The organism is Billgrantia kenyensis, assembly GCF_013697085.1.
Lineage (GTDB): Bacteria > Pseudomonadota > Gammaproteobacteria > Pseudomonadales > Halomonadaceae > Halomonas > Halomonas kenyensis.
In genome coordinates, this window is record NZ_JACEFT010000008.1 from 1 (window position 1) to 13,689 (window position 13,689).

Annotated in this window: 10 protein-coding genes; 5 read left to right on the top strand and 5 right to left on the bottom strand. The window is 60.9% G+C overall.

Annotation, left to right across the window (positions count from 1 at the left end):
* The 3 genes from H1D44_RS21170 to H1D44_RS08500 form a co-directional block, all read left to right on the top strand.
* Positions 1–2,667, top strand: a 2,667-nt coding sequence (locus H1D44_RS21170; protein WP_181514420.1) for a type I secretion C-terminal target domain-containing protein, incomplete at its 5' end; no start/stop codon positions are given.
* A 59-nt stretch (positions 2,668–2,726) separates the two neighbouring features.
* On the top strand, positions 2,727–3,206 hold the full coding sequence (locus H1D44_RS08495) for a hypothetical protein (protein ID WP_181514421.1): 480 nt from the start codon (positions 2,727–2,729) through the stop codon (positions 3,204–3,206).
* A gap of 265 nt (positions 3,207–3,471) precedes the next feature.
* The gene (locus H1D44_RS08500; protein ID WP_181514422.1) at positions 3,472–3,801 is read left to right on the top strand and encodes a tryptophan synthase subunit beta like protein; all 330 of its coding nucleotides are present in this window, start codon (positions 3,472–3,474) and stop codon (positions 3,799–3,801) included.
* 54 nt (positions 3,802–3,855) lie between these two features.
* On the opposite strand, the gene H1D44_RS08505 is transcribed toward H1D44_RS08500, so the two are convergent.
* The 5 genes from H1D44_RS08505 to H1D44_RS08525 form a co-directional block, all read right to left on the bottom strand.
* Positions 3,856–5,769: an EAL domain-containing protein gene (locus H1D44_RS08505; protein ID WP_181514423.1), complete on the bottom strand. Its 1,914-nt coding sequence runs from the start codon at positions 5,767–5,769 to the stop codon at positions 3,856–3,858.
* Between the two features lie 72 nt (positions 5,770–5,841).
* Positions 5,842–6,552 (bottom strand): transglutaminase-like cysteine peptidase, encoded by a 711-nt coding sequence (locus tag H1D44_RS08510; RefSeq protein ID WP_181514424.1) that lies wholly within the window; start codon positions 6,550–6,552, stop codon positions 5,842–5,844.
* A gap of 198 nt (positions 6,553–6,750) precedes the next feature.
* Positions 6,751–7,926, bottom strand: coding sequence for a cation diffusion facilitator family transporter (locus H1D44_RS08515; RefSeq protein ID WP_181514425.1), 1,176 nt, complete (start codon positions 7,924–7,926; stop codon positions 6,751–6,753).
* A gap of 2 nt (positions 7,927–7,928) precedes the next feature.
* Positions 7,929–9,113 (bottom strand): 1-acyl-sn-glycerol-3-phosphate acyltransferase, encoded by a 1,185-nt coding sequence (locus tag H1D44_RS08520; protein ID WP_181514426.1) that lies wholly within the window; start codon positions 9,111–9,113, stop codon positions 7,929–7,931.
* Between the two features lie 26 nt (positions 9,114–9,139).
* Positions 9,140–10,069 carry a recombination-associated protein RdgC gene (locus H1D44_RS08525; protein ID WP_181514427.1) on the bottom strand — a complete coding sequence of 310 codons (930 nt, stop codon included), beginning with the start codon at positions 10,067–10,069 and terminating at the stop codon, positions 9,140–9,142.
* A 178-nt stretch (positions 10,070–10,247) separates the two neighbouring features.
* On the opposite strand from H1D44_RS08525, the gene H1D44_RS08530 reads away from it, so the two are divergent.
* A complete protein-coding gene (locus H1D44_RS08530) occupies positions 10,248–10,676 on the top strand; it encodes an acyl-CoA thioesterase (protein ID WP_181514428.1) in 429 nt (142 codons plus the stop codon).
* A gap of 198 nt (positions 10,677–10,874) precedes the next feature.
* On the top strand, positions 10,875–13,598 hold the full coding sequence (gene gyrA / locus H1D44_RS08535; protein ID WP_181514429.1) for a DNA gyrase subunit A: 2,724 nt from the start codon (positions 10,875–10,877) through the stop codon (positions 13,596–13,598).
* Positions 13,599–13,689 lie beyond the last annotated feature (91 nt).

Consider the following 13,689-nt stretch of genomic DNA (forward strand, 5'->3'; position numbering starts at 1 on the left):
AGCGGCATCGAAGTGATCGCCGTCGACAGTGACGGCACCGCGTCCGACCCGGGCACGGTGGGCGTGCAGGTCGACGATGATATGCCGAGCAACTTCACTCCCGATACCGCTCAATTGGAAGACGGCTTTTCCGGTAATATCAACTTCGCTGCAGTTGCCGGGGCTGATGGTGTTGGTAACGTCATTTTCACCGTTGAGGAAGGGAGTCCTGCGACAGATCGTGAAGGTAACTCTCTCTTCCTGGATGGTGAGCCCCTTTACTATAGCTATGATGATGGCGATCAGTCGGTGCTGCTGGCCAAGACTGCCGATGGAGAACTCGGTTTCAAAATCACCTTGAACTCCGAGAGCGATACCTACGACATCGAAGTGTTTGGAACTATCCTCAATGGTACCGAGTTCCAGGTCTCCACGACTGAGGATGGTGTAGGTGGCAGTAATACGGCGGTATATGGCTTTAATGTCGACGATGGGATAGATAACAATGATGTGCTTGTCTCTACCATTTCAGGGAGTTCTGTAAACAATAGCACTGGCCGACAGATAGGGATTGGGCAGGGCCAGTCTATCGCTAAAGATGAGGTTGTTCGCTTTGACTTCGTCAGCGGGCTGAATGTCGATGGGGCGGACAATGCTGCTGCTTGGGATGCCAACCTTGGTGTTTCTCGGTATGCTCAAGAAGTCACGCGAGTTGGCGGCGGCGGCGGTAGTAATCCCTCTACTAGCATGACCCTGACAGCATTCACGGGTGTCACTGCAACCTCTATTGAGAATAACGGAGGAATAGTTGGGACTCCGGAGGGCGGGGAGATTATTCCGCTCACAGCGGGTGACATACGTGTATTCGACAGTAATGGCGCTGACATTACCGCCGAAATTGGCATCGTAGAAGCGGGTGGTAGCGTAACTTTAGTCGGCATGAAAGCGGGTTATGTCTTCGAGGTGAGCAGTGAGACACCTTTCGAAGCGCTTGAGGTAAAAGGGGCTGGACAAGGATCCAATTTCAACTTGGGCAACTTTAGCTTCGTTCAAGGGGGAACGGCTACCGATATTGAGCTTGAGCTGCCTCTGCAGGGTATCGATGGTGATGGCGACACTGCCGACGGCAGCATGAGTGTCGAGGCACCTGAGCCTGACCAGCTTTATGTTGGAGGTAATAGCGATAATACATTCGAATCGGGAGGCGGTGACGACGTTCTTATCGGTGACGTCGGTGGAGGCAAGACGATCATTCAGCCGGGACAAAATTACAATGTATCAATCATTGTTGATGTTTCTGGCAGCATGAATGTTTCGTCCGGTACGCCAGGCCTGACATTGATGGAGTTGACAAAGCAGGCTCTCGTTAATCTGGCTGGCCAGCTTGAGCAGCACGATGGCACTGTGAATCTTCAGCTTGTGCCATTCTCGAGTCATGCTAGCTCTTCTGTCGAGATAAACAATCTCAACAGCGATAACATCCAGGATCTGCTGGATGCTATTGATGCTCTTCAGGCAGGAGGGGGGACCAATTATATGGCAGCCTTCCAACAGTCTGTTGCATGGTTCAATAGTCAGGCAGATCAGCCGGATTCAGGTGACTTCAAGAATGTCAACTACTTCCTGACGGATGGTGACCCGACGTACTACTATGACCAGAACGGCAATCTGCAGGGGCCGGGAAGTTCTACGGACTATGCGACCCTGTATGCATCCATTCAGGCGTTCGCTGAGCTGAGTGACATCAGTTCGGTCTATGGTATCGGCATGGGGCATGACGTTTCTGAGAACTACCTGCGTTTCTTTGATAACACCGATGTTATCGGTGAGGGAACCGAGACCTTCAATGATGGTGGCCTGTATGGCAGCGACAGCCAGGTCACTGCCCCAGTTGGAACGCCTGATATAGTTCAGACAGCTGAGCAACTGCAGGCTGCTCTCCAAGGTGGCTCTGAGAGTGATGAGTTTTCTGACCTTGGCGACGATGTGCTCCGCGGAGGAGACGGTAACGACATCCTGTTTGGCGATACCGTTAATTCCGATCATCTCTCTTGGACCAACGGAGAGGGCGAGCACTTTGCTGCTGGTGATCATGATGGCATGGGTTACCTTGGCTTGATTGAGTACCTGCGCTGGAATGAAGACCTGGGCAATAACGGCAACATGCCCACTGAAGAACAGGTCATTACGTACATTAGAGAGAATTGGGAGGAACTGGCGCAACCTCAGGAGTCGGCAACACCAGGAAATAATGACCTCTATGGCGGGGCTGGTGACGATATTTTGATCGGTGGTGCTGGAAATGACATCCTCAGGGGAGGAGAGGGGAACGATACTCTCTTTGGAGGCCTCGGAGCGGATACCTTTGTATGGAAACTGGGTGACCAGGGTGAAGCTGGTGATGCTTTCACTGACACCGTCGTAGACTTCGACTCTAATGACGGAGACGTTATTGACTTGTCGGATCTGCTGCAAGAGCGTGACAGTGATAGTGATATCAGTTCTTATCTCCGTATGGAGGATGATGGACAGGGAGGAACCATCATTCATATCAGCACGTCGGGTGCCTTTGAGCATGGCTATGACGCCGACCTTGCAGATCAGCATATCGTCCTGAAAGGTGTCGCTTATAACGAAGGCCTCCTTGAAGACATGCTGAATGAAGGGTATATTAATATTGATCAATAAAAATTGATGGGTGTATCGGGGCGCCTTGCCAGGCGCCCCATTTTACTTTGGAGTCGTCGATGTATATTAAAGAAGAGCAGCTTAGAAAATGGGTGAAAGGCAATGCTTCTGCCGTCGACTTTCTTCTTATGGTGATGAAGATATCACATGTGTGGGATGACTTGATTGACAAGGATAAGTCGCTTGAAGATGATGTTATAAATCATTGCTTTTTTGATGCGTTGGTTCGGCTGCCGAGAAACGAGTTTTATCGGAAAAACTTTGATCACCTCAATTCAATAATGATGAACTCCATGTCTAATTGGCTGATATCTAACGATTTGGAGCGTGAGGGAGGGGATCTTCAGCTCAATATTGCGTTCATCCTTCGGTCATCATACGTTGACCTTATTACGCAGTCTGCTCTGTTGGTCGGAGGCCAAGCTTGGGCCAGTCAGGTTGGAAAAGAAGTGCGTAAATTGACGCATCATGAAAAATTCGATGGCTACCTTAGAGCATTGAATGAAGAAAAGAAGGCGCGGCAAGCAGCAGAAAGATGAAAATTCCTGGCTCTTGAACTTGGTTGTCAATAGCTGTGTCGCTGATTTTTCAGGGCGATTTACATTGCTGCCATCCACCTAAGGCCTCGACCTGACCTACATCGGCAGTTATCGCCTTACCATTATCCCAGGCCCTCTCCGGGGGTGCGAACATATTTCGACTTGAGCTCTCCGTCTAACAGATAGAAGACAGTCTGACGCCTGTATGGAGACACTGGGCAGGGCGTTTTGTTATTCTTCGGTGACACTAGGCGAGGACCCCACCATGTTCATCAAGCGCAGCGAATCCGGTCAGATCGAGCAGGTCAGCCGGGAGGCGACCGAAGAGTGCCGCGAGTTCGTACCGCCTTGCTCACCCGAGCTTCAGGCCTTCGTTGCCGAAGGGGAAGACCACGATAACCAGGCGCTGACGCAGTCAGACCTGGCGTTCGTGCGGGTACTCGAGGATGTGATCAATGTCCTGATGGACAAGGGGGTGATCAGCTTCACCGACCTGCCCGAGCCGGCTCAACAGAAGCTGCTGGATCGCCAGTCGCTGCGTAAGCGCATCAATAGCGTCGGTCTCATGCCGGATTCGGAAGACGACACCATCTGACGAACCCTGCAATCGGGATCGATGAGGCCGGCATTTGCCGGCCTCCTTGCTATCCTACTCATTGCCTTCGCGGTAGCGTATCCCCGGGCCCGTCACGCCATCCAGCCCCAGCTCGAACAGGGTATTGGCGGCGGTCTGGCTTTCCACACCCTCGGCAATGGCCATGATCCCCAGCGAGTGGGCCAGTGTGGCCATGCCCCTCAGCAGGCTCTGCTGATCGCTGCGGCTTTCGATGCCCTGACTCAGGGCGCCGTCGATCTTCATGAAGCTCAGCCCGAGATCCTGAAGGTCGGCTATCTTGCCGAAGCCGGTACCCACGTGCTCCAGGCCGACGCGGCAGCCCAGGCCCAGCAGGGCGTGGCAGAGGGTCTTCAGTGCCTGAGGTTGCTGCATCGCGGCCGATTGGGGGAGCTCGAACCAGAGCAGCGGCGCGATCTCCTGATGCGCCTGTATGCGGGAAAGCAGCTCGCCAACGAAATGGCCGTCGTTGAGCGAGTCGGACGACAGGTTGACCGCCACTGCCTTGCCGCTGGCTTCCACTTCCTCGAGCGCTGCCGAGACCACGGCCAGGTCGAGGGTGGGCGCCATGGCCAGGCGGGAAATCCAGGGCAGGAAGATGCCGGCCGGGCGCCACTCTCCCTTGAGGCGCAGGCGTGACGGCACTTCACGGTGTATCAGCGTTCCGCTGGCATCGAGCACCGGATAGTGGGCCAGGTAGACGCCCTGGTCGAGCGCTTCGATCAGGGCCTCGCGCCACTCGTCATGGCGAGTGTAGAGTACGCTGCTGGCCGGCAGGTCGACGAGCTCCTGGCTGTGTCCGCCGCGGGTTTCCGCCGCTGCCAGCGCACCGTCCAGGCTGGCGAGCAGTTCGCCACGCCCTTCGCCCTGGCTATAGGAGCGAAGCGCCGAGGGCAGGGCCACCCTGTCATCATGGTCGGCCCCCAGGGCTTCCAGCTGTTGACGCAGCGCCTGGCCAAACGCTTCGAGTTCGTGATGACGGGGCAGGATGATACCGAAGTCGCTGCCGTTGAGCCGGCCCACCGTGCCCATGCCGTAGCTTCTTGCCAGCCCCTCCATGCGGCGCGCCAGGTGGCTCAGCAAGGCATCGGTCGCTGCGTGACCCAACTGCTGGTTGAGCTCGGCCAGGCGTGCGACGCGAACCATGGCCAGCGTGCCGCTGGCATCGTCCTTCTCGCTTTTCAGATGGGCCTGCAGCTGATCCAGGAAAGGCTCCCGTGCGAGCGTGTCGGTGACCGGGTCGTGCTGCATCCGGCGACGTAGCTGCTCCAGCTTGTCGCTCTCTTCGCCCAGCATCTGGCGAACTGCTTCCGAGAGCTTGTTCATGGCCTGTACGACTTCGCGCAGCTCTCGCGTGCGGGGCTCGTTGGCCACCATGAAGCGACGCTGGCCGATGGCCTGGGCCTGATGGACCACATTGCGCAGCGGGCGGCGTATCGTGCTGACGATCCAGCTTGCCAAGGCCAGGCTGATCACCCCGGCAACGGCGAACCAGCCGGCCAGTCCCAGGGTGCTGCGCCACAGAGAGCGGTAGGCATAGCTGTGCTGGCTCTCCAGCTCCAGGGTGCCGTACTGCTGCCAGCCATCCTGTACCACTGCACGGCCCGGAGCGACATCGAAGCGTATCAGCTCGACGAACCATCCCGGCACGTCGTCGATATGCTCGGAGGCCGTACGTTGCTCGATGACATTGCCCTCGGGATCGCGCAGTTCGATGCGCTGGTAATGGCCGGTGTCGAACTGAGCCGCCAGCAGCAGCTCGAGGATCACCGGATCCTTCTCCATCTGGCTCATCGACAGCGCCAGCGCATTGGCGTTGTCGCTGTTCTTGATCCGGATCTCCTGCTCGATGTAATGACGGCTGCTCGACACCCCGATGAGCAGGCTGCCCACAAAAGCCAGCACCAGCAGGGTTGCGATGGTCAGCCAGAGCTGCTTGATCAATGACATGTCTGCGTTCCCCCGGCGCTTAACGCCCTGATACGTTCCGTTGCGTCATTCGTCTGTTGTTGTGCTGCATTTTCATGAGATGAATCCTTGCTGCTGCATGCGCTCGATCACGCTACGCCAGCGCGACAGCCGTGCCACCGGATCGGCCCGTGACTGGGTCGAACCGCCTGCCCACAGGCCGTCGCTGTTGAAGCTGAACACGGGGTCCAGGTCCGTGCGCTGGTCGGCGGGCGTAATGGAAGGCACCAAATTGTCGAGAACCAGCGGCACCGCGCTCGGTGTCTCGTAGTAACCCAATACCATGTGTGCCTGCACGATCTGGCTACGGCCGATGCGGGCGCGAACGTAGATCAGCCTCAGGCGGGAGCCGGGCACGCCGAGCTCCTTGAGGGTGATGTACTTGGCAATCGAGTAGTCTTCGCAGTCCCCCTGGCGCTGGCCCATGGTCTCGAGCGGGGTGGCCCAGAAATCTTCGGCGCCCCAGTTGTCGATATCGTCGACCCAGCGTATCCGGCGGTTGAAGAAGTCGTTGACCTCGCGCAGCTGGGCATCGAGATCGGCGCTTCGCAGCCGGTCGAGCAGCGCAAACCACTCTTCGAGAATGGCCATGCCCGAACTGCCATAGAGACGCTGCATACTCGCGCGCAGCTGGGCGCGGTCGATTCGCGCCTCCAGCGAGATAGGCGAAAGGCCCAGCCCGGCAGCCAGCAATAGCCCGCCCAGGCCGATCATGAATCGGCGGCGTTCGGGCTTGAAGCCATGTGGGGCAGGGCGATGCGTCATTCGGTGCGCCGCTAGAGTGTCGATAAGAGCGTCAACACAAGAGTGTCAAGAAATGTAAGGAGTCGAGTCAGTATAGAGGAGGAGGCGCATCAGCACGATAGCGATGAGATTCAACGTGCATCAAGCTTGATCTGGCTTAAGCCAAGCGGGTAATGGCGGGTCAGGCATGCTGCCGTTACCTCTTCATCTCTTTGCCGGCTACCCCTTGCCCGGCCCCTGCCACACTCTCAGCCTGCCCACCCAGCCAAGCTCCCGCGAGGCCTCGCGCAGTTCACTGGCAGCCTCTTCCAGGCTCTGGCCGGGCGGCAGTTGGCGAACGTAGATCGAGATGTCGACCTGTGCGTCGAGGTAGTGCAGGTCTAGGGCGACTCGCTCCCGCCAGACGCGATACTCGCGCCAGGCGTCATCGAGCATGCCTTCCACATCGCGGCGCAGGGGGAGGCCGGGGCGCAGGCTGTGCTCGGTTTCGCCTGCGTCGTCTTCGGGGTCGATATGAAAGGTCACGTCGGCCAGGTTGGGAAAGGCGTTGCGCAGCTGGCGGCTGACCGTATTGCCGATCTCGTGCGCCTCGGAGACGGTAAGCCGGGGGGCGACCACGATGTGCAGGTCGAGTACGACCTGGCTGCCCAGCGAGCGCGTGCGCAGATCATGCACGCCATGAACACCGGGCACGTCCTCGGCAATACCCTGCATCTGCTCACGCTCGGCTTCCGGCAGGGCGGTGTCGATCAACTCCTGGCTGGATTCCCACAGCAGCCGCCAGCCCACCTGGCCGACCATGATGCCGACCAGTATCGCTGCCACGGCATCGACCCAGCCGGCGCCGAACTGAGCCGCCAACAGGCCGATCAGTACCGCTACCGTGGACAGCGCATCGGAGCGTGAGTGCCAGGCATTGGCTTCCAGCAGCTTCGAGTTCACTCGCAGCGCCACGCGAAGCGTATAGCGGAAGATCCACTCCTTTGCCGCCAGCGCCACCACGGCCACGCCAATGGCCCACAGGCCGGGCGCCTCGAACGGCTCGCCGCCGATCAGGCGCATCAGGCTGGCCCAGGCGATGCCGCCGGCCACGAAGATCAATACGCTGCCCAGCACCAGGGTCGCCAGCGTCTCGATACGGCCGTGTCCGTAGGGGTGGTTGCTGTCCGGCTCCTGGCGGCCGTAGTGGGTCGCCGCCAGCACGAAGCCATCGGTCACCAGGTCAGAGAACGAGTGAATGCCATCGGCAATCAGGGCGGCAGAACCTACCAGCAAACCGGTGATGAGCTTGAGCAGCCCGACCGTCAGGTCGACCACGGCGCCGATCAGCGTGACACGGTGGGCCTCGCGGGTCTGGCTGCCGGGATCTGCCGGTGGATGGCCGTGGGCGCTCATGTCTAGGTCATGTCGCTGCCGGCGAGCAGGGCCGCCTTGCTGCGCACGGGATTGGCGTACTGTGCCAGCCACCAGGCGCGCAGCTCGGCGGGCACGTCTTTCATGCGTGCCTGGAAATGGGCCCGGTCGACATCGCTGACCTCGCTCATGTCCAGCAGCTCCGGAGCGCCGCCCAGGGCTTCCAGCGCCAGGTAATGGCTGGGAAACAGGTGATAGCCGCTGACCACCTGGCGGTCGATTTCCGCCGCCACCGCCTCCGGTGTATCGAAGCCGGGGCCCAGGGGCTTGCCGAAACGCAGCTCCACGCGCCCCTTGTGGCCGGTGATGCCTGCCACGATGGACTGGATATCCTCGAACTCACTCTTCTCGTAGCCACCCTGGCTGTGCAGGGCGTGCAGTTCACGCGCTTTCTGCAGGTCGCAGGGATCGTACTCGTAGCTGATCGAGACCGGCACCATGCGCAGCTCGGCAATGGCGTCGCCGATCGGCGCGTTGCGTTCTTCCATGCGCCGAGCCATGGTCAGCATCTTGATGATGGCCGGATCGGTACGGTCGATACCGTCCTTGGCCCGGCCCTCACGCTGGGCCATCCAGATCGAATGGTTGTCCTCGACGATGGAGTGGCGAATATAGCCTGAGAGGTTCTGGTAGGCCGCCAGCATGGCGCGTTTGCCGCGCAGCGCCCGCGGCACGATGAAGCTCTTGTTGAGCCGCATCAGGTCGGTCACGTAGGGCTTCTTGAGCAGATTGTCGCCGATGGCGATGCGCACGGTATCGCGCCCCGCCTGGTGCAGGGCGAAATTGACGAAGGCCGGATCCAGCGAGATGTCCCGGTGGTTGCCGATGAACAGGTAGGCGGTGTCCGGGCTCAGGTTCTCTAGCCCCTCGACCCGAAAGTCGTCGGTCGAGGTGCGAATCATGCGCTCCATGTAATAGGCCACGCGCATCTGGAAGTCATGCACGCTGGCTACGCCGCGGGTCTCGCGGCGAATGGCATAGGCCGCCAGGGTACGAGCCAGCCAGGGCAGCGCATGGCTCAGCCTGGGCAGCCGGTAGCGGGTCAAGGCATCGAGCAGCTCGCGGTTGCCGGCCAGGTTCGCCAGCACCGCCGCCACTTCTTCATCACGATAGGGGCGGATATCCGCCCATGGATCGGTGGGCGTTGCACCTGCGTCGTTTTCGGTCATTGATTCTACTTGGTTGCCGGTTTCGGTCATGCACTTGCCTGCAGAGCGCCATTGGCCTCACCGCCCAGCCAGTCGATCAGGCGCTCAACCTCCTCGGCCAGTGCTCCGGTCATCAGCATGAAGTCGGCTTCGAGTCGCACCACGGCATCGCCATCGTCCTCGATCTCGCCCGCTTCGTCGATCAGTGCGTCACTGAACCGCAGCGACTTGAGCGTCAGGTCGTCGTGCAACACGTAGCCCAGACGGCCCTCGACCTCGATGCCGAGGCGGCTGGCCTGCTTGCCCGCCGCCAGCAGCTGCTGGATCTCATCGCTGTCCAGGTCCACCTGCCGCGCACGCAAAACGCCATCGTCGCCCTTGGCCTTGAGCTCCACCTGATCGCCCAGCTGCAGGGCAGCGGGGCGCGAACTCTCATCGGCCAGCCACTGCGTCATGGCACGCATCGGCAGGGTCTGGGAAGTCAGCGGCGTGACCTTGAGGCTGCCCAGCGTCTCGCGCAGCAGGTCGAGCACCTCTTCGGCACGCTTGCGCGAACTGGTGTTCACCGCGATCAGGTGGCGCCGGGTGTCCCACCACAGGTCGACCTTCTGGCTTCTCACGAAGGCACGCGGCAGCAGCTCCTCGTAGACCTGCTCCTTGATCTCCTGCTTCTCCTGGCGCCGCAGCTTGCGTCCCTCGCGGGCCTCGATCTCTGCGCCGCGCTCCTCCACCTCCTCGCGCACCACGCCGGCAGGAAGCAGTCGCTCATGGCGCAGCATAGTCAGCAGCCGCTGCCCTTGCAGTTCATGCAGCAGCGCCGTGCCGGCACGCCCGGCGGGCGGACACCACCCCACGCGCCTGGCCTCCTGGCTGCCGGGCGGACGAGCCGCCTGGCCGGCCAGGGCCTCCTCGAGATCGGCGGCGGGAATCGTCGCTGCCTCGTGCAGGCGGTAAAGGTGCAAGTGCTTGAACCACATGGCGCAATTTCCCTGAGCAAAAGGACGCATATTATGGCGAACGGGACACCCCGGTTCCAGTGGCAACTGAGGTGCAGGCAACAAGTAGATTCAAACTATCGTTTGAAGTTGGCGCGCTGGCAGGCCTAGAATCGAGCGGGTACCTACTGCGGCACATATATTGAAGGAGAACCTCACCATGGACCACCGAATTTCCCGGGTCACCCTGCGTGTCCGTGGCTACCATCTGGATGGCTACGGTCACGTCAACAACGCCCGCTACCTGGAGTTCCTCGAGGAGGGGCGCTGGGCCTATTTCGACGACCGTCCTGAACTGGCACGTCACTTCGCTTCCGGCAGCCCGGCCTTCGTGGCGGTGAATCTCAACATCAACTACCGCCTCGCTGCGGTGGCCGGCGATGACCTGGAGGTGCTGACCCGGATCGCCGAGCTCGGTGATCGCAGCGCACGCATGTACCAGGAGATTCGCCGCATCCGCGACGACAAGCCGGTCGTCGATGCCGACCTCACCTTCGTTCTGCTCGACGTGCGCGCCAAGCAGTCCATGACCATCGAGGGCGAGATTCGCCAGGCGCTGGAGCCGCTGGTCTTGCCGAAAGCGCAATAAGGCCGAACATGATTTGCCTGGCCGTGTCCAGGCTCCCTTTGCCCTGTGCCGCAAGCTGCCTTTGTGTCGTCCGCAGTGGTATGATGGCAGGCTGTAATGGCGCCTCCTTATTGGGGAAACGCCGCGAATTGCTCGTGCAGGCATTCGTGGAGTGTTTCTTGGTGCCAAACCGCTGTAGCGCAAAGGATTCGACGACCCATGGGTGACATCGCCAGAGAGATTCTGCCAGTCAACATCGAGGACGAGCTGAAGCAGTCGTACCTCGACTACGCGATGAGCGTGATCATCGGCCGTGCGCTGCCGGACGTGCGCGACGGCCTCAAGCCGGTGCACCGGCGCGTGCTGTTCGCCATGCACGAGCTCAGCAACGACTGGAACAAGCCTTACAAGAAGTCGGCCCGCGTGGTGGGCGATGTCATCGGTAAATACCACCCCCATGGTGATAGCGCCGTCTACGACACCATCGTGCGCATGGCCCAGGACTTCTCCATGCGTCATGTGCTGGTCGACGGCCAGGGCAACTTCGGCTCCATCGACGGCGACAGCGCCGCGGCCATGCGTTACACCGAGGTGCGCATGGCCCGGCTCGCCCATGAGCTGCTGGCCGACCTCGAGAAGGACACCGTCGACTGGGTCGACAACTACGACGGCACCGAGCGGATCCCCGAGGTGCTGCCGACCAAGGTACCCAACCTGCTGATCAACGGCTCTTCGGGTATCGCCGTGGGCATGGCCACCAACATCCCGCCGCACAACATGGTCGAGGTGATCGACGGCTGCCTGGCGCTGATCGACGACTACACCCTTACCGTCGACGACCTGATGGAGTACATCTCCGGCCCCGATTTTCCCACCGCCGGCATCATCAACGGCCGCGCCGGGATCCTCGAGGCCTACCGTACCGGCCGCGGCCGCATCTACGTGCGTGCCCGCCACACCATCGAGCACCATGAGAAGAGCGGTCGTGACCACATCATCGTCACCGAGCTGCCGTACCAGGTTAACAAGGCGCGGCTGATCGAGAAGATCGCCGAGCTGGTCAAGGACAAGAAGATCGAAGGCATCGCCGAGCTGCGCGACGAGTCCGACAAGGACGGCCTGCGCGTGGTGATCGAGGTCAAGCGCGGCGAGTCCGGCGAGGTGGTGGTCAACAACCTCTTCGCCCAGACCCAGCTGCAGAACGTTTTCGGCATCAACATGGTCGCCATCGAAGATGGCCAGCCGAAGATCCTCAACCTCAAGGAGGTGCTCGAAGCCTTCATTCGCCACCGCCGCGAAGTCGTCACCCGGCGTACCCTGTACGAGCTGAAGAAGGCCCGCGAGCGCGGCCATATCCTCGAAGGCCTGGCGGTCGCCATCTCCAACATCGACGAGGTGATCGAGCTGATCAAGGCCTCGCCAAGCGCCGCCGAGGCCAAGGAGAAGCTGCTCGACAAGGTGTGGCAGCCCGGGCAGGTCACCGCCATGCTCGAGCGGGCCGGCGCCACCTCGTGCAAGCCCGAGGAGCTCGAAGAGGGCTTCGGCCTCAACACCACCGGCACCGATTACCGCCTCTCGCCGGCCCAGGCCCAGGCCATCCTCGAGCTGCGCTTGCACCGCCTGACCGGTCTCGAGACAGAAAAGCTGCTCGACGAGTACCTTGGCATTCTCGAGAAGATCGCCGAGCTGATGGCCATCCTCGCTTCCAGCGAGCGCCTGCTCGAGGTCATTCGTGAAGAGCTCATCGCCGTGCGCGATCAGTTCGGCGATGCCCGCCGCACCGAGATCCAGGCCAGCCACCTCGACCTCTCCATCGAGGATCTGATCGCCGAGGAGGACATGGTGGTCACGGTGTCGCGTACCGGCTATGCCAAGACCCAGCCGCTTTCCGACTACCAGGCCCAGCGCCGCGGCGGCCGCGGCAAGTCGGCCACCACCATGAAGGACGAGGACGTCATCGAGCACCTGCTGGTGGCTTCCACCCACGACACCGTGCTGCTGTTCTCCAACAAGGGCAAGGTCTACTGGCTCAAGGTCTACGAGATGCCGGCGGCCAGCCGCGGCTCGCGGGGCAAGCCGCTGGTCAACCTGCTGCCGCTGGACGAGGGCGAGTCGATCAACGCCATCATGCCGGTGAAGGACTACAGCCCCGACTGCTACATCTTCTTCGCCACCGCCAAGGGCACGGTCAAGCGCACCAGTCTCGACCAGTTCTCGCGCCCGCGCAGCGTCGGCCTGATCGCCATCGATATAGAAGAGGACGATCGCCTGGTGGGGGCCGCCATCACCTCCGGCAACGACCACGTCATGCTGCTGTCGTCCAACGGTAAGGCGATCCGCTTCGAGGAGACCAACGTCCGCGCCATGGGTCGTACCGCCCGCGGCGTGCGCGGCATGAAGCTGCTGGGCGGCGCCGAGGTGATCAGTCTGATCATCCCGCAGAGCCAGCAGATCGATGCCGACGCCGACAGCGAGAACGAGGGCGAGGAGGGCGCAGCAATCGAGAATGGCAACGGCGGGCAGATCTACATTCTTACCGCCTCCGAGAACGGCTACGGCAAGCGCTCACGGCTCGAGGAGTTCCCGCTGCGCGGTCGCGGCGGCCAGGGCGTGATCGCCATGCAGACCAGCGAGCGCAACGGCTCTCTGGTTGCCGCCATGCAGGTCTACTCCGCCGACGAGATGATGCTGATCACCGACCGGGGCACCCTGGTGCGGACCCGCGTCGACGAGGTCTCGATCACCTCGCGCAACACCCAGGGCGTGATGCTGATCCGCCTGGGCAACGACGAGAAGCTGGTCAAGACCGTGCGCATCGACGAGCCCGAGAACGGTCTGGATATCGACGCGGAAGATGGCGCCGACAATGGGCCGGAGAGTGAGCTGCAGGAAGGGCCAGATGCGGACCAGAACGGCGTAGACGAAAGCCAGAACGACGAGTAAGCGCGTTTCAAGCCCGGAAAGCGATGAGCTGTTCCGGCGACAAGCCTCGCGAGGGCGCTGTGAACCCATCCCTGGGCGCTATTTTTGCCAT